13 protein-coding genes are annotated in these 18153 nt (G+C 49.0%); 12 read left to right on the top strand and 1 reads right to left on the bottom strand.

From position 1 onward, the window contains the following. The first annotated feature begins 45 nt into the window (after positions 1 to 45). The 9 genes from dnaJ (at position 46) to NLBNIHML_RS08550 (ending at position 7202) form a co-directional block, all read left to right on the top strand. Complete coding sequence (gene dnaJ, locus NLBNIHML_RS08590; protein ID WP_339236068.1) at positions 46 to 1170, top strand: molecular chaperone DnaJ; 1125 nt, start codon at positions 46 to 48, stop codon at positions 1168 to 1170. Positions 1171 to 1414: 244 nt separating this feature from the next. Beyond that, complete coding sequence (locus NLBNIHML_RS08585; RefSeq protein ID WP_017687219.1) at positions 1415 to 1783, top strand: hypothetical protein; 369 nt, start codon at positions 1415 to 1417, stop codon at positions 1781 to 1783. A 221-nt stretch (positions 1784 to 2004) separates the two neighbouring features. Further along, the gene (locus tag NLBNIHML_RS08580; protein WP_017687220.1) at positions 2005 to 2184 is read left to right on the top strand and encodes a YfhD family protein; all 180 of its coding nucleotides are present in this window, start codon (positions 2005 to 2007) and stop codon (positions 2182 to 2184) included. Beyond that, a complete protein-coding gene (locus NLBNIHML_RS08575) occupies positions 2177 to 2569 on the top strand; it encodes a hypothetical protein (RefSeq protein ID WP_339256488.1) in 393 nt (130 codons plus the stop codon). Before NLBNIHML_RS08580 ends, NLBNIHML_RS08575 begins: the two co-directional genes overlap by 8 nt. A gap of 189 nt (positions 2570 to 2758) precedes the next feature. Beyond that, a complete protein-coding gene (gene prmA, locus NLBNIHML_RS08570) occupies positions 2759 to 3724 on the top strand; it encodes a 50S ribosomal protein L11 methyltransferase (RefSeq protein WP_339236063.1) in 966 nt (321 codons plus the stop codon). A 3-nt stretch (positions 3725 to 3727) separates the two neighbouring features. After that, positions 3728 to 4408 (top strand): site-2 protease family protein, encoded by a 681-nt coding sequence (locus tag NLBNIHML_RS08565; protein ID WP_339236061.1) that lies wholly within the window; start codon positions 3728 to 3730, stop codon positions 4406 to 4408. Positions 4409 to 4546: 138 nt separating this feature from the next. Further along, entirely contained in the window at positions 4547 to 5311 is a 765-nt protein-coding gene (locus NLBNIHML_RS08560; RefSeq protein ID WP_339236059.1) for a 16S rRNA (uracil(1498)-N(3))-methyltransferase, read from the top strand. Positions 5312 to 5313: 2 nt separating this feature from the next. After that, complete coding sequence (gene mtaB / locus NLBNIHML_RS08555; protein ID WP_494354159.1) at positions 5314 to 6660, top strand: tRNA (N(6)-L-threonylcarbamoyladenosine(37)-C(2))-methylthiotransferase MtaB; 1347 nt, start codon at positions 5314 to 5316, stop codon at positions 6658 to 6660. Positions 6661 to 6767: 107 nt separating this feature from the next. Continuing rightward, positions 6768 to 7202: an NUDIX hydrolase gene (locus NLBNIHML_RS08550; protein WP_339236053.1), complete on the top strand. Its 435-nt coding sequence runs from the start codon at positions 6768 to 6770 to the stop codon at positions 7200 to 7202. Positions 7203 to 7266: 64 nt separating this feature from the next. Here NLBNIHML_RS08550 and NLBNIHML_RS08545 read toward each other — a convergent pair whose 3' ends face one another. Then, positions 7267 to 8268, bottom strand: coding sequence for a Na/Pi cotransporter family protein (locus NLBNIHML_RS08545; protein ID WP_315937168.1), 1002 nt, complete (start codon positions 8266 to 8268; stop codon positions 7267 to 7269). A 348-nt stretch (positions 8269 to 8616) separates the two neighbouring features. On the opposite strand from NLBNIHML_RS08545, the gene NLBNIHML_RS08540 reads away from it, so the two are divergent. The 3 genes from NLBNIHML_RS08540 to addA all read left to right on the top strand — a co-directional run bounded on the left by NLBNIHML_RS08540 (position 8617) and on the right by addA (position 18148). Further along, positions 8617 to 9993, top strand: coding sequence for a class I SAM-dependent rRNA methyltransferase (locus tag NLBNIHML_RS08540; protein WP_494354158.1), 1377 nt, complete (start codon positions 8617 to 8619; stop codon positions 9991 to 9993). Between the two features lie 233 nt (positions 9994 to 10226). Continuing rightward, on the top strand, positions 10227 to 13730 hold the full coding sequence (gene addB / locus NLBNIHML_RS08535) for a helicase-exonuclease AddAB subunit AddB (RefSeq protein ID WP_494354157.1): 3504 nt from the start codon (positions 10227 to 10229) through the stop codon (positions 13728 to 13730). Continuing rightward, on the top strand, positions 13727 to 18148 hold the full coding sequence (gene addA, locus NLBNIHML_RS08530; protein ID WP_494354156.1) for a helicase-exonuclease AddAB subunit AddA: 4422 nt from the start codon (positions 13727 to 13729) through the stop codon (positions 18146 to 18148). Before addB ends, addA begins: the two co-directional genes overlap by 4 nt. Positions 18149 to 18153 lie beyond the last annotated feature (5 nt).

Genomic DNA, 18153 nt, shown 5'->3' with positions numbered 1-18153 from the left:
TTTTGTCACGATGTGCGATATGGTGAATGATATGGGGGTGGAAGAGTGGCTGAAAAGCGTGATTATTATGAGGTGCTTGGCGTTAGTAAAACAGCTAACGACGATGAGATTAAAAAGGCTTACCGTAAGCTTGCCCGTCAGTATCACCCTGACGTAAACAAGGCTGCTGATGCGGAAGCTAAATTTAAAGAAGTCAAAGAAGCTTATGACGTAGTGAGTGATAGTCAGAAGCGTGCACAATATGATCAATATGGTCATGTCGATCCGAATCAGGGTGGATTCGGTGGTGGCGGTGATTTTGGCGGCGGCGGATTTGGCGACATCTTCGACATGTTCTTTGGCGGCGGTGGCGGTGGACGACGTGATCCAAATGCTCCGCAACGGGGGAATGATCTGCAGTACACCATGACGATTGAGTTCAAGGAAGCGGTATTCGGTAAAGAAACCGATATTACAATTCCGCGTACTGAAGGCTGTGATACCTGTCATGGTTCAGGTGCCAAACCTGGAACGAAACCGGAAACCTGCTCGGTCTGCCATGGTAGCGGTCAGCAGGAAGTTGTGCAAAATACACCGTTTGGTCGTATGGTGAATCGTCGTGCATGTTCAAACTGTAGCGGTTCGGGCCAAATTATCAAAGAAAAATGTACAACGTGCAGTGGCAGCGGGAAAGTCCGCAAGCAACGCAAAATTCATGTTCGCATTCCAGCGGGTGTGGATGACGGCGCACAACTGCGCATGACAGGTGAGGGCGAGGGAGGCCTGCGTGGCGGACCAGCAGGAGATCTGTATATTGTCATTCGCGTGAAATCACATGATTTCTTCGAGCGTGAAGGCGACGATATTTATTGCGAAATCCCACTTACCTTTGCTCAGGCAGCTCTGGGAGATGAAGTTGAGATCCCGACGTTGACCGAGAAAGTGAAACTGAAAGTACCAGCGGGTACACAAACGGGTACGTATTTCCGTCTCAAAGGCAAGGGCGTACCACGCTTGCGCGGTATGGGGCAAGGGGATCAGCATGTGAAAGTGGTTGTGGTTACACCTAGTAAGCTGAATGACGAGCAGAAAGATCTGCTTCGCCAAATTGCTGCGCTGGATGGAGAGCAAACACATGAGCATGAACAATCTTTCTTTGATCGAGTGAAACGTGCATTTCGCGGCGACTGAGAATAAAATATAGCAAGTCCCCAAGGACACCACAGCGGTTTTTTACCGCAGGGTGTCCTTTTTTTTTGTACGCCTTTTTTAGTTGTTCAGCGGTTTTGGCAAAATCCATGGATATATGCTACGAAGAACAACAGCAATTTGTGGGAGCATTTCGGTATATTCTGCGCGAACTTGCGGAAAGATAGCATGGCGAGAATGATATGCATAGCTGATATGCGAGAAATTAGGGAAGCAGGTGAAGCGGATGACCGAGAAAAATATTTTGGCGTACTTTCACAGCCCGGAGCAGGCCCAAGGGGCGGCCAAAAAACTGGAGGCATTGCGAGTGGAGGACCTGTCCATTAATCGATTCAGCCGATATGCGGGTGTAGGACCAAGCGGGGCTTCCTACAAGCCGGGCGTTTCCGGCAGTTTTTCATCATGGGTGCCCGATTCGATGCAAACAAATGCCAGTGCTGGAATCATGGCTGCAGCAGACCCTTCTGCGAGCGGCATGAGTGATGGTGGACAAGGTGGACCTACAGGAAGGGATGTATTACTTACTGTGATCGTTGATGAATCGGTACATCACCGCGCGATGTCTATAATCGAACAAGCCGGTGGAATGATCTAGTTTCAAGAAATGTTTAAAGATGAACAGTGAATTACACTTTAATGGAGAGTGTAGAACCAATCTGAAGAAGCGAAGCGTTCGCCTTTATCTCCGGATTTCTCCCTTTAAGAAGGGAGTTGAAGAAATCTGGGGATAATAGCGATCGGAGGTATGGTACTACAATCGGAGTGTTACAGTGTATCACTTCTTAGTTCATTTTAATTTGAAGGAGGAGCATTACAATGGCAGAACATGAACGTCCGGGCAAGATTCTAACAAAAACGGAAAAAATGAAACGGATGCAATCCGCGAAAAATGAAGACGTGGAATTCAGCGCTGAAGCTGCGGATCATGAAGATATAGAAGCACTACGCCGCAGTGAAGCGGCTGATCGACGTCAGGGACGGGAGCTTCATGACTGAAGATCGCTCGGCAGTGACCCTCGAAGCTGTTTTTACAAGCTGGACGGAGGCCGAGTCTGCACGCAGAGCCCTGACATTGTTGCACCCGAACCAATTGAGTATCGAGAGCCTTGGCAATGAAACGTCTGCATTGGACTCACACGATGTTACGGGCTCTGATAATTCTCCTACAGCCATTGTCGGCGGATTCAGTGGTGAACTGAATGTACTTGCTCTGATTAGTGATGACACGGAAATGTTGTCCAATGGTCAGGTGTATGATACGCCTGAAGAGGATTCGGCAAACAGGTTTAAACAAGAAATTTTGCTAACCGTGTCCGTTTCGAACGATTCGCTCCCGCAAGCCGCAGAGATGATCACGCAGAATGGTGGACGCTTTTGCTAAATCAGATTTGAATGTTGCAATATGCTGAAGTAAATGAATCAGATATGTATATTAGACGACAGGATATTCGAGCAGTCAGACTGCGGATATCCTGTTTTGTTTTTCTTTTACTGGTGCGGCTTTGTACTCCGGCTCGCTTGTGTAGTACAATAGTTGGGATGTTTGAAAAATGAGGAGGAAAAACCAAGTATGTTATGGCATGAACTAACAATACATACCACAGAAGAAGCTGTGGAGATGATTTCGAATTTTTTACATGAAGCGGGTGCTGGAGGGGTTTCGATTGAAGAGTCCGGTACTTTAAATAAAAAACGGGACACCACATATGGTGAGTTATACGATGTTCCTTTGAATGATATTCCTGAAGGCTTTGCAGTCATCAAAGGGTACTTCTCCGAAGGTACGGATATGGTTGCACTACAGTCAGAAGTTAATCCTAGAATTGAGGAACTCTCTGAATTCGGAATTGATACAGGTGAGGTTCGCTATGAGACGCGTACAGTGGATGAAAATGACTGGGCAACAGCCTGGAAGCAATATTTCAAGCCGGTACGTGTATCGGAACGTCTGACGATTAAACCAACGTGGGAAGAGTATACGCCAGAAAGTCCGGATGAGAAAATCATTGAGCTTGATCCCGGCATGGCTTTTGGTACAGGAACACACCCAACAACCTCTCTCTGCTTGCGCACACTGGAAACGGTTATTCAGGGCGGTGAGGAAGTCATTGACGTAGGTACAGGTTCTGGCATCTTGGCTATAGGCGCGATTAAACTCGGGGCAAAACATGTGCTGGCGCTCGATCTTGATCCGGTTGCGGTAATCAGCGCCAGGGAGAATGTGGAACTGAACGGGTTGGAGCAACAAATTACGGTTAAAGAAAGTGATCTGTTGTCCGTCCTTGGGAGTCAAGACCCTGCGCTTGGCGTGCAACTGCCAGTTAAGGTTGTTGTGGCGAACATTCTGGCTGAGATCATTTTGTTGTTCGTGGACGATGTGTACAATGCGCTTGAGTCGGGTGGCACCTATATTGTGTCGGGCATCTGGAAGAACAAAGAACAAGTGGTGCATGATGCGTTGGTAGCCTCCGGGTTTGAAGTGAGTGCGATCCACCGTGATGAGGATTGGCTGGCGTATGTAGCCAGAAAGGGGTAACGTATGGACTTTTGGAATTCGTTCTTTCGTTATCCGATTGATCAGCTTCCGTTTTTCCTGCTGACGATCCTGATCGCATTTACGGTGCATGAATTCTCGCATGCGTATTTTGCCAACAAATTTGGTGATCCGACAGCCAAGCTATTGGGTCGGGTCACACTGAATCCGGTTGTACATTTTGACTTGTTTGGTGTGCTGTTGCTCATTATTGCCGGCTTCGGTTGGGCTCGTCCGGTTCCGGTTAACCGGGCTAACTTCGACAAGCCAAGGTTGATGGGCATCATCGTATCCGCAGCAGGGCCTCTGAGTAATCTGTTGCTGGCGATCATCGGTACAATCATCTATGCGTCATTGGTTGGTTCGGGAGCACTCGGCGGTATAGATAATGAGCGGTTACTGACAGCAATCACGACGTTCTTCGCTATTTTTAACTTAACCAACTTTTTCTTGTTCCTGTTTAACTTGATTCCGTTGCCACCTCTGGATGGTTATCGGATTCTAGAAGATGTACTGCCACCTTCACTCAGCCGCAAGCTGCAAGGGGTGGAGCAATGGTCCATTTTTATTTTCTTATTAATTCTTGTTATTCCTCCGTTGCAAAATGTGACGATTCAACCTTTGTATGAGTTTGCGCAAACAATGTATGTGGATCTGGCAAAGGTGATTATTGAATTATATCGCTAAAAGCGCATCTTGTATTGGACCGGAATACTGGTCAGAAACACGTAAAAGTTGTATGATCATCTGTGGCGATTGGATTCATGCCTGTCTTAAGGCGGGGTGAATTCCAGTCATAACAGGACAGAATGGGTGGATTGACTAATGCAGCGATATTTTGTATCTGCAGAACAGTTTAATGAACACGATGTGATCATCACAGGTGATGATGCACGCCATATTGGTAGGGTCATGCGTGGTAAACCTGGAGATAAACTGATTGTCAGTGACGGAAACTCCAGAGAAGCACTCGTCGAAATTGAGACCATTGAAGTTGGCCAGGTGACAGCGAATATTGTGGAACCTCTCGAGATGGACCGTGAAGCACGGATTCGAGTAACTGTGGCACAGAGTCTGCCCAAGGGCGACAAGATGGAAACAGTTATCCAGAGATGTACTGAGATCGGAGCGGTATCCTTTGTACCTTTCCTATCAGAACGTACGATTGTGCAATATGATGCCAAGAAAGAAGGCAAACGGTTGGAGCGGTGGCGAAAAATTGCCAAGGAAGCTGCCGAACAGAGTCATCGGAATCGCATTCCATCCGTCGAGCAGCCGCTTTCCTGGAAAGGGCTGTTATCTTCTTTTGAGGGCTATAGTCTGGTATGTTATTGTTATGAGAAAGAAAACGGTAAACAGCTGAGAGATGCATTGAAACCGTTTGTTGAGCAGCTTGCGCCTGATGCAAGTGCAGAAGTACTGATCGTTGTTGGACCGGAAGGTGGATTTTCTGAGAAGGAGACGGCAGAGGCTGATCAGGCAGGTGCTGTATCTGTTGGACTGGGCAAACGCATTTTGCGTGCTGAGACAGCTGGAATGGCAGCACTAACTTGCGTGCTATATGAATCCGGAGAAATGGGAGGAATGTAATTATGCCATCCGTGGCGTTTTACACCTTAGGCTGCAAAGTTAATTTCTATGATACAGAGGCGATTTGGCAATTGTTCAAAAACGAAGGTTACGATCAAGTGGACTTTGATGAACAGACAGCGGACGTATACTTTATTAATACTTGTACAGTAACCAATACCGGCGACAAAAAGAGCCGTCAAATTATTCGTCGTGCCATTCGGCGCAACCCGGAGGCGATCGTGGCTGTTACAGGCTGCTATGCGCAGACTTCTCCGGCAGAGATTCTGGACATCCCTGGGGTGGATCTGGTTATCGGTACACAGGACCGTGACAAGATTTTGCCATATGTTAATGAAATTCAGGAGTCCCGTCAACCGGTTAACGCGGTGCGTAATATTATGAAAACCCGTGTGTTTGAAGAAATGGACGTACCGGATTTTGCTGACCGTACCCGCGCATTCCTGAAGATTCAGGATGGTTGCAATAACTTCTGTACATTCTGCATTATTCCATGGTCTCGGGGGCTTTCACGCAGCCGTGAGGCAAGCAGCATTATTCAACAGGCGCATCAACTCGTACACGCCGGATACAAGGAGATTGTTCTGACGGGTATTCATACAGGTGGTTATGGCGATGACATGGAGAATTATGATCTCACCGATCTGCTGTGGGATCTGGACAAGGTGGAAGGTTTGGAGCGTATTCGAATCAGCTCGATTGAAGCTAGTCAGATCGATGACCGCATGCTCGACGTGATCCAACGTTCGGATAAACTCGTTCGTCACTTCCATATTCCGCTGCAAGCGGGGGATGATACGGTGTTGAAACGCATGCGCCGCAAATATACGACAGAAGAGTTTTACAACAAGATGCTTCGCATTCGGGAAGCGATGCCGGATGTGGCGATTACAACAGACATTATTGTTGGATTTCCAGGTGAGACCGATGAGATGTATCGGAATGGCTATGAGCTGATGCGGAAGATCGGTTTCTCCGAAATGCACGTATTCCCTTATTCCAAGCGTACGGGTACGCCAGCAGCACGAATGGAAGATCAGGTGGACGAAGAGGTCAAAAATGCACGTGTGCATGAACTGATTGAGTTGTCTGAGCAGATGCAGCTGGAGTACGCTAAGCAGTTTGTTGGACAGGTACTTGATGTTATTCCCGAAGGTGAAGCCAAGGGTCGTGAGGGAAGTGGCAAGCTGCACGGTTATAGCGACAACTACATTCAACTGGTCTTTGACGGAACCATGGATATGGTCGGTAAAGTGTGCCGAGTCAAAGTCGTTGAAGCTGGTGTCAACGAGAGTCAGGCTACGCTGGTACGGGTGTTGGAAGATAATCTGAAGTCCGCCGCGATGTGATCGAGGCGTCAGAAACAAGGATTTCATTTCCTTGGGGAGCTTACCCGGGGAGATGAGGTCCTTCTTTTGCAAAAAATAAGATATTGAAGTCGATGGGGGAGAGTACGATGAACAAAAAAGAAATTTCAGCAGGCGGAGTTGTGTATAGAAAAGGGGAAGACGGACGTCTTCAAATTCAGCTTATCGTAGATCGTTATGGTAAAACAACTCTCGCCAAGGGCAAAATGGAAGATGGAGAAACAATCGAACAGACGGCACTGCGCGAGATTTTGGAAGAGACAGGTATGGTGGGTCGTATTGTAGAGCCAGTTGATATCATTGCATATACGTACCAACATGCAGACTTTGGCCCGGTGGACAAGGAAGTTCATTATTATCTCGTAGAAGCCGAGAGTGGTGATCTACAGCCTCAGATTGAAGAAATCAAAGGTGTGGATTGGTATGCTCCGGAAGAAGCATGGTCCAGACAGCAGCAGAGCGGATATGATAATAACGATGACATCTTGCGTGTAGCACTGAACAAATTGGGCATTAATGTATAACTCACTATAGTTCTAGTCTTGGTTCAGTTAGCCGGGTGTTCTGTAGGTCTGGATAGGCAGATCATCAAGCCACAGGTGACTTCGCCGCGGGGGCGTGGACCGGTGGTTTTTTGTGCCAGATGGGCAAGTAACAGAATGGCAAAGCAAGCAGTGAACTGGTGATGTTAAAAAGGGTCTGGGCATGCGCAATCTGTGCCCCGTTGTCCGCTGACAGCCAGGCCGAAGCTGCATGCAGCTGGCCGATCAGCGGCATAAAGAGCAGCGCTCCCGCAATGTTTAATACAACATGGGAGGCTGCGACAAATTTGCCCGCGGATGCGCCGCCCGCGGCAGCGATCACAGCGGTGATGCAGGTCCCCACGTTGGACCCGATCACAATGGCGATGCCGATCTCCACAGGCAATACCCCTGTGGCTGCGAGCGTAATCGCCATGCTAATGACAGCTGCGCTGCTGTGAATGAGCGCTGTCAGGCAGGCACCTGCCAGGAAGCCCCACCACAAGCTGTCAGCAGAGCGGTCGAGAAACCATTGAAATACACCCATGCTCCGCAAGGGTAAGGCAATGGATTGCATCACCTGTATGCCTGTCATGACAAGTGCAAATCCCGCAGCTGCCAGGAAGCTGTACTGGATGTTAAACAAAGTCCGGCGTGTGCGCTCAGGCGCGGCCAGATTGCGTTCACCAAGTACAACAAACATGGCCCAGCCCGTCAGCGACAGGACAAGCAACGGCAGGGAAGCACGTCCGATCTGCAGTCCCACCAGCTCCGTCGTCAGACATGTCCCGATGTTGGTGCCGAGGATGATGCCGAGTGTGCGTCCATAGGTGATTAATCTGGCATTCGCCAGTCCAATGGTGAGTACGGTGACCGCCGTACTGCTCTGTAACAAGGCCGTTGCACCTGCACTGAAGGCCATGCCTTTCCATGGAGCAGAGGTGGCGCGATTGAGCCAACCTGCCAACATGGGACCTGCCATACGCTGCAAGGCCGTCTCCATCAGCTTCATGCCACCAAAAAAGATAATAAGCCCATAGAGTAGGGGCAATATCACATCTCTAAACATAGAAACATCATTCCTTCCGTCCGGTTCCTTACCTCATCCTATGAGTAAATAGAGACAACCATGACAAGCCTAAAGGAAATCAGAGGGAAGCCAGCCTCCCACAATTCAAGTATTTCAATTGCTGCACCCCAATTCGAAAGATACGGTGATTCGTGCAAACGTAGCGAAGAAGACGAAATTGTTACCGAAGAAGCGAAGAGCTCGCCTTTATCCCCGGATTTCCCCTTTTAAAGAAAGGGAATCGAAAAATCTGGGGATAACAGCGATCAGAGGAACAATTCGTCGCCGTAGCGTCTCCTTTGCACCAAACCTATCTTTTCAACTAACTATGAAAGAAGTGGATCTACCTTGCCATCAGTTACACTCGAACGCAGTCGCAAAAAGCGGCTTGAACATGCACATCCATGGATTTTTAACAACGAAATTGCCTCGGTTGACGGAAACCCGGAGCCGGGAGATCTGGTCAATGTATTGAATCATCAAGGTCGCTATCTGGCGACAGGTTATTACAATCCCGCATCTCAGATCACGGTAAGGGTTGTAGCTTATCAACCCCTGAAGTCCGAACAGATGGATACGGCATTCTTTGTAGCGCGTTTTCGCGATTGCTTGCGTCATCGGGAACGTTTTATCCAGGATGGAGAAGCGTACCGTCTCGTTTATGGGGAAGCTGATTTTCTGCCCGGATTGATCGTTGACCGATTCGGTAGCATCCTCGTTGTACAGTTGCTTACACTTGGCATGGATCGTTGCCGTGAAGCCATCGTTCAAGCACTCATTGAAGTGATGCAGCCTGAAGGCATATATGAGCGCAGTGACGTCTCAATTCGTGAACTGGAAGGTTTGGAGCAGACCAAAGGTCCACTGTATGGAGAATGCCCAAGACATGTCACCGTTACCGAGAATGGACTACTCATTAAAGTCGATATCGTGGAAGGACAGAAGACAGGTTACTTCTTCGACCAACGTGAGAATCGTGCAGCGATCGAACCGCTTATGAAGGGTTGGGGCTATAAGAGTGGAATCACACTCCAAACGACTGAGCAGGACGGCACAGAGCAGCTCTTGCCTGTGAATAAAAGCGGTAAGGTAGTTACATTCCCTTATTGGGATGGTGCCACCGTACTGGAGTGCTTCTCACACACGGGCAGCTTCACGTTAAATGCTTGCAAATATGGAGCCAAGAAAGTGACTTGTCTTGATATATCGGAGCATGCCATTGAAAGTGCACGAACGAATGTCGAACTGAATGGTTTCACCGACCGTGTCGAATTCGTAGTTGCCGATGCATTCCAGTACTTGCGTGAACAAGTGAAAGGACTGGATGAACGTACTGCACGTGCGCGTGCTGGCGAACAAAAAGTAGATACTTCCAAAGCGCTTGCAGCTGGCGGTAAAACGTTTGATGTAGTGATCCTCGATCCCCCAGCGTTTGCCAAGACGAAATCAGCAGTCAAAGGCGCATGCCGTGGATATAAGGATATCAACCTGCAAGGAATGAAACTGGTCAATGAGGGCGGATATTTGGTAACCGCCAGCTGTTCATACCACATGCGTCCAGACCTCTTCCTGGATACGATTGCTGATGCAGCGGAAGATGCTGGCAAAGTGCTTCGTCTGATCGACTGGAAGGCAGCCGGTAAGGACCACCCGCAAATTTTGGGCGTGGATGAAGGACATTACCTCAAATTTGCTATTTTTGAGGTGCGCAGCAAAAAGAATTAGAGGAGTCTCTTTTTACTTTTTTTAATCCTTTCGTGAGATAAAGTGAAGTTTAAATGAATGATACTTTCGGTTAGAGTCCACAGTGTGAACAGCTGCGGGCTTTTTGCTGTTTTGCCGTGTTAACGGAGAGAATCTCCGGTTTTACCGAATAGTGGCAAACGTATGTTCCGAACCAAGTCAGATATGTTATACTGGGAATTAAAATCTTGTACGTGTGGTTTGGAGGATTAGACATGTCCGTTCGTTTTGTTATTGGCCGGGCAGGCAGCGGCAAAAGCTCGCTGATTACCCGGGAAATTACATCCTTACTTCAAAAGGAGCCGCAAGGTAAACCTTTGATTTTACTCGTTCCCGAACAGAGTTCCTTTCGAACAGAGCAGGCATTGGTGTCTTCTGGAGCAATTAAAGGTACCATGCGTGCAGAAGTGCTCGGCTTTCGCCGATTAGCTTACCGCATAATGCAGGAAGCAGGCGGTTCTGCTCGTATTCCAATCGGAGCCGAAGGCAAAAAGATGCTGCTCTATAAGGTCATCCAGCGTCGTAAGGAAGAATTGAAGCTGTTTGGTGCATCCGGCAGCCAGCTGGGTTTTATAGGCGAATTAAATGACTTATATAGTGAGTTTAAACGTTATGAAGTTGATCCATCTTTGCTGGAAGAAGGGTTGTCTGGAGGGTATACCTCATCCTCTTCGCCAATTCTGGAGGACAAGTTGCATGACTTGAATCTGATCTATCGTGACTATGAACAGGAACTGACCAATTTATATATTGATGATGAAGATACGTTGACCGAACTGACAGAGCGCCTGTCTGAAAGTACATTGCTGCAGGATGCTCAGATCTGGATTGATGGTTTTCAGGGATTCACGCCACAGGAGATGAGTGTGATCGGTCGCCTGATGTTGCAGTGCTCTTCCGTGACGATTGCACTGACATTGGATCGTCCATATGATCACGGCGCACTGCCTGGAGAACTGGAACTGTTCTATCCAACGGCAAGTGCCTATGCGCGTTTGAAAGGGATGGCTGAAGAACTGGGTGTACCGAGCGATATCACCGTGCTAGATTCGGAGATTCCACCTAGATACAAGGATCGTCCGGGACTTGCTCATCTGGAGGCTGGTTTTGACCGCCGAATTCGTTGGAAAGGTGATGGTACTGATTCAGGAATTCGCCTAGTTGCAGCGGAGAACCGACGAGCTGAGATGGAGGGAGCACTCCGTGAGATGCGGCGTCTGGCGCAAAACGAAGGTGCGCGTTATCGGGATATGGCAGTACTTGTTCGTCAGTTGGATACCTACGCTGATATAGCTGAACCGCTATTCAGGGACTATGGTGTACCTGTCTTTCTGGACCGCAGAAGAAATGAACTTCATCACCCATTATCCGAATTTATCCGTTCCGCACTGGATATTGTTCGGCGCCACTGGCGTTACGAGGATGTATTTCGCTGTGTCAAAACGGATCTGCTGCTTCCGCGTGATGGTTCCATCACTCGTGAAGATATGGACCAGCTTGAGAATTATGTGCTGGCTTGTGGTATTCATGGGTATCGCTGGACTGACGGCAAGCCGTGGAAGTATGTACCCAGCCTGTCGCTGGAAGACAATGGTCAGGATGGCCGTAGTCGTGGACGGGACCAAATGCTTTCTTTAATGGAGCGTTGTCGAGCGGTCATTACAGATGCCTTGGGTGCTTTTGAGAAACGGATGAAAAAAGCAAAGACAGCCAAAGCTCAATGCGAGGCACTATACAGACTGCTGGAAGAGGCCGAGATTCCATGGAAGCTGGAACAGATGTCTGCTGAAGCTAAGACTCAAGGTGACCCAGAACGGTCGAGAGAACATCGGCAGATATGGGGAGCTGTGCTGGATCTATTGGATCAGATGGTAGATATGATGGGCAATGAACGGTTGGATATCACTCTGTTTGCCGGGATGATTGAGACCGGATTAACGGAACTGAAGCTGGGTCTGGTACCACCCGCACTTGATCAGGTATTGGTTGGTTCCATGGACCGTACACGTCTTCAGGATATCAAATACGTATTTATCCTTGGTGCAGTTGATGGTGAATTGCCAGCTGTACCTCAGGATGATGGCGTATTAACGGAACTGGAGAGAGCGTTATTGACGGAAAGAGGTGTAGCGCTTGGACCAGGTGCAACGAGGCAAATGTTGGATGAACGTTTTCTGATCTATACGGCACTTACAGCGGCAAGCAACCAATTGTGGTTGAGTTACCCGGTTGCTGATGATGAGGGAAAAGCACTGCTTCCTTCCGAAATTGTCCGCCATGTACGGAAAATGTTTGGTCTACAAGAACAGCCATTGCTTGCCCAACCACCGGTTGTGAACTCGGAAGAATCCCATTGGTCGTATGTCACCCATCCGGGTCAGAGTCTGTCTGCGCTCATTGGACAATTGCGTAAATGGCGTCGCGGAGAAGACATCCCTGAAATGTGGTGGGCGGTCTACAATTGGCATGTATCTCAGGAGACAAGCAGACCTCAGCTGGAACGGTTGATGGGATCAATCTTTTATCGTAATCGGGCATTGCCACTACGTACAGCCACCAGTCGCAGACTGTATGGCACAGAGGTGAGGACGAGTGTTTCACGAATGGAGCGGTTCGTAGCTTGTCCGTTCTCCCATTTTGCCTCGCATGGGCTGCGTCTCAAAGAACGGCAATTGTACCGCCTTCAGGCTCCTGATATCGGACAGCTGTTTCATGCTGCACTAAGCCAGCTGGCTATGCGGTTGCGCGAAGAAAATCGTAGTTGGGGCAGTTTGACTCCAGACCAATGCCGTCAGGAAGCCGAGCAAACGGTGGAGCAGATTGCTCCACAGCTGCAAGGGGAGATTTTGTTAAGCACCAAGCGATACGGTTATATTTTCCGCAAATTGAAGGACATTGTTAGCCGGGCTTCCGTTATTCTGGGTGAACAGTCCAGACGTGGAAGTTTTGAACCGATTGGGCTGGAGCTTGATTTTGGACCGGATAAAACACTGCCGCCTCTGCGTTTTGAACTGGAGAACGGCTGTGTGATGGAGATTGTGGGTCGGATTGACCGTGTGGATGTGGCAGAAGGCGAGAATGGTCTGCTCCTCCGTGTCATTGACTATAAATCAAGCCAGACGGACCTCAAGCTGCATGAAGTGTACTATGGTCTGTCATTGCAGATGCTCACCTATCTGGAGGTGCTGCTTAGTGCTGCCGAGGAATGGCTTGGAGAAACGGCGATGCCTGGAGGAACGCTGTATTTCCATGTGCATAACCCGCTGTTGCAATCCGCAAACGGTATGACATCGGAGCAAGCCGGACAAGAACTGCTGAAACGGTTCAAAATGAAAGGTCTGCTGCTGGCGGACCGGGATGCTATCACGCAAATGGACAATACCCTGGATAAGGGATATTCGGCCATAATTCCGGTTGCTCTTAAAGCAGATGGCAGCTTTTATAGCAGCGCCGCTGTAGCTACGCCAGAGCAATGGGATACGCTGCTTGCTTCAGTTCGCAGTAACATCCGCGAGATTGGTACCCGGATTACGGATGGGGATGTGGCGATTGAGCCTTATCGTATTCAGCAGGAAGTGGCATGCACGTTCTGTCCATATAAGCCTGTTTGTCAGTTTGATGAGAATATAGAAGGAAATGAATATAATCTGCTTGCCAAACCGGGCAAACAGCAAATCTGGGATATGTTATCTCACACCAAGGGAGGGGAAACATCATGACGAATATGCCTAAACCGGAAGGAAGCTTCTGGAGTGACGATCAGTGGAGTGCGATCTCGGAAAGCGGAGAAGATATTCTGGTTGCTGCTGCGGCGGGATCGGGCAAAACAGCCGTATTGGTTGAACGTATTATTCGCAAGATCGCAGATCCCTCCCAAGGATTCAGTGTGGATCGTTTGCTTGTAGCTACGTTTACCAAAGCCGCCGCCGCCGAGATGAAACAACGGATTCGGGAAGCACTGGAACGTGCGCTTGAAGAACAGCCTGGAGAAGAACATCTGCGTAAGCAGCTGTCCCTGCTTGGGCGGGCATCCATTACAACATTGCATTCATTCTGTATGGAAGTCATTCGCCGGTACTATCAGCAAATTCCGTTGAACCCGGCTTTCCGTATCCTGAATGAAAATGAAGCGGAAATCATGCGGCAGGAACTGCTGGAAGAACTCTTCGAGGAAAAGTATGGTGAAGAAGATGAAGGCAGTACATTCCGTGAATTGGTGGACTGGTTCAGTGGAGAACGAAACGATGATGCCATGCATCGACTGGTGCAACGCTTGTATGATTTCTCCCGCAGCCATTCCTGGCCGGATCATTGGCTCTCAGAGATGGCATCCGCTTTTCAGGTGGAGAGTGTGGAGGAGCTGGGGCATTCAGCATGGGTTCAGAGTATTATGCGTGATGCTGCTCTTGCTTTAAGTGGTGCTGCAGGACTGCTCCGCCAAGGCATCCATATTTCCATGCAGCCTGAAGGCCCTGCACCGTATGCAGATACGTTAAAAGAAGATCTGGTGATGGTGGAGGAGCTGCTGTCTGCGACCCAGGTAATGCCGTGGGAAAAGTTGCCCGAAGTGTTTCAACCCGCGGCATTTGGCAAATTGAAACCCTGCAAAAAGGATCAAACGGACCCGGCTTTACAGGATCAAGTGAAGGAACTCCGAGAGGCTGCGAAAAAGGCAGTTTCCGACCTGAAAGGCTCATTGTTCGGAAGAAGTGCGTTTTCGTTCTGGCAGGAGCTGGAGCAGGCGGCACCACTCATGCAGGAGTTGTCGAGGTTGGTGAGTACATTTGGAGAACGTTATCGGCAGGCCAAACAGGAACGTGGGCAAGTGGACTTCAGTGATCTGGAGCATTATTGTCTTCACATTTTGCGACATGAGGATTCAACGCCTGAACTCTCGATGCCTTCCGATGCGGCTATGGAATATCGTTCGCGATTCGATGAGGTGTTGCTTGATGAATATCAGGATACCAATACGGTTCAGGAAGATATCGTGAAACTGATCTCCAGAGAAAACCCGGGTAACCGTTTCATGGTAGGTGATGTCAAACAGAGTATCTACCGGTTCCGGTTGGCTGAGCCAGGTCTGTTTATGAACAAGTATCGTCAGTACGGAGCGAACACGCATGAGGACAGAAATGGTGAAGATCGCCCGAATCGTACAGGTCAACGTATTGATCTGGCACGTAATTTCCGCAGTCGTGCGGAAGTCGTGCATTCGGTCAATATGATATTCCGGCAACTCATGAACGAAGGTGTGGCAGAGATTGCTTACGATGAACGTGCTCAACTGGCATATGGGGCTACGTTCCCGTCAGAAACGCTTGGCGATGAGGCGTATACACCTGAACTTATGCTAATTGATCGTCAGGGCGGCGGTCCTGATCTGACAGAGAGTACGGATGAGAACGGGGATGCAGCGGTCTCCGCAGAACTGGAAAGTGCCGAACTTGAGACAGCCCAGTTGGAAGCACGGGCAATCGCAAGGCGTATTCGTGAGATGGTTGGAGATACGGACCAACCTGCCCTCCATGTGTACGACAAAGCCCTGCAAACGATGCGCCCGGCACGTTACGGTGACATGGTCATCTTGCTGCGTTCAACCTTGATGTGGGCTCCGCTCATGATTGAGGAGTTCAGACAGCAGGGAATTCCTGCTGGAGGAGAACAGAGCAAGGGGTACTTCCAGGCCACGGAAGTGGAAATCATGATGTCTATGCTTCAGCTTGTTGATAATCCAAGGCAGGATATTCCGCTCGCTTCCGTGCTTCGTTCCCCGATTGTTGGATTGGATGAAGAAGAACTGGCACAGATTCGGCTCGGTGACAAAAGACAGTCATTCTATGATGCAGTTATAACGGCTGCTGGGGAATGGGGCGATTCTTCCACTAATGACGTACAACAATCCCGGCAGGAAAATCATCCTGATTCCAATATCGTCCAGTTGCAGTGGCCGGAAGCCTGGTCAGAGATGGAACAAGGACAGCGGGAGACAGCCGCTTCTGTCGAAGCAGAGATTCTTGACCATGGATATGAATTCGATGTGCATACAGAAGGAATTCAAGATGCTGGTTTTACTGGACATGCAAGCGAGGATATGGGCGTTACGGAGATTTCAGGCTCGGCGTTGCAGCAAAAGTTAATTCTCTTTTTGCGTCAATTGCAGCAGTGGAGACTTGAGGCAAGACAAGGCAGTCTGAGTGAACTAATCTGGCGTATGTACCGAGAAACCGGGTATTTGGACTGGGTTGGTGGTCTTCCCGGAGGATTGCAACGTCAAAGTAATCTTAAGGCATTGTACGATCGCGCACGACAATATGAGGAATCAACTGCAAATCGCGGCTTGTTCCGTTTCCTGACCTATGTCTCAAGATTGCGGGAAAACGGAGGAGACCTGGGGACTGTAGCGGGTAGTTCCGGTGAGCAGGACAACGCTGTACGTATCATGACGATTCACCGGAGTAAGGGTCTGGAGTTTCCCATTGTCTTTGTCGGAGGCATATCCAAGATGTTCAATCAGCAGGATCTGAACGCACCGTTTCTCATGCATAAGGAACTGGGATTTGGTCCGAGGTTTGTGGATCGTGAGAACCGGGTTGCCTATCCTACACTAGCCAATCTGGCGATTCGTCGTCGCGCGCAATTTGAATTGCTTGCTGAAGAGATGCGTGTGTTGTACGTTGCGTTGACCCGTCCCAAAGAGAAAATGATTTTGCTGGGTACTGTAAAAGATGCGGCGAAAAAAGCGTTGGCGTGGTCTCAGGTCAAGGACAGTACTGAACTGGCATTGCCAGACTACCTGCTGGCTGCTGGACGGAGTTACTTGGACTGGATTGGACCATCCTTGATGAGGCATCCAGATGCGGCTGTGCTGCGTGAACTTGCTGGAAGCAATGATTCGTTCTCGTCCTGTCTTGCAGATGATCAATCACGATGGGCAATTTCTATTATTTCCGCCGATCAGGTATCCCGTGATCATGTGGTGGATCAGACTCAGGGAGAAGAAGATGGGATGACTGCGGTGCGGAAAGAACGAATTGCTGCGCTAAAAGCGGTTCAGCCCGTGAAATTGGTTACATCCTCAACTGTAGAAGAGCTCACGATGAATGCACAAGATACGACGAACCAAAACATTGCAGATACAGGTGCAGATACGGTAGCTCTTCAACAAGAGGAGACACGGCTGATGCACGAGGTTGATCAACGGCTTTCATGGACATATCCCTATGAGGCAGCAACTCAAGTGGCAGCCAGTACATCTGTCACGGAGTTGAAAACGTTACTTGCGATGCAGGACATCCAGTCTGTAGAGGTGATGGAGGAACTGGGAGAACAATCCGAGACATTATTGGATCATAACAACCCGGGAAACCATTACACCAACGATGAAGCAGGCCTTGTACTACATGGTTTATCCAGTGAATTGAACGAGCATGGGACTGGGTTGGGGGCAGATTCGAGCGGTGCGGTGAATGTTTCGGATGCGGGATCTGCGGGAACGTCATTTAAATTACATCTGCGTCGTCCCAAATTTATGGGTGAGAACCAACTGACTGGAGCAGAGCGGGGGAACGTGTATCATACGTTGATGCAGCATCTTCCTGTGGATGGATCAACAACCATTGACTCACAGGTTGTTGAACATACCATTGAGCGGTTGATTAAGCTTCAGATTCTGCTGCCCCATCATGTTGAGGCGATCGAACCTGAAGAACTGACCGGATTCTTCAATACAGAACCAGGGAAAGAACTGTTGCGTGCAGAATGGGTGAAACGGGAGATTCCGTTTGTGTATGGACTTCCGGCACATCAGTCCCCTGTGGAGTGGCTACATGGACAGGCAGCGAACTCAGGTATGCACACTATAAATGAAGATAGCAAACTGCAAGCATCCATTGAAAATGAAACTGTGCTAGTACAAGGGATTATCGATTGTCTGTATGAGGTTGACGGCGAGCTTGTCCTGCTCGATTACAAGACAGACCGGGTGTTGGAGCATCGTGGTGGTTTGGATGAACTCACCAAAAACTATCGTTTCCAACTGGATCTGTATGGACGGGCGATTGAAGATATATTAGGTCGGAAAGTTGACCGGAAATGGCTGTACTTTTTTGATGGTGGACATGCAGTGAAACTGTAAAAGAA

It is taken from the genome of Paenibacillus sp. JNU01 (assembly GCF_059130585.1).
The sequence above is the reverse complement of the archived record's forward strand: the minus strand, read 5'-3'. Positions and strand labels throughout refer to the sequence as shown.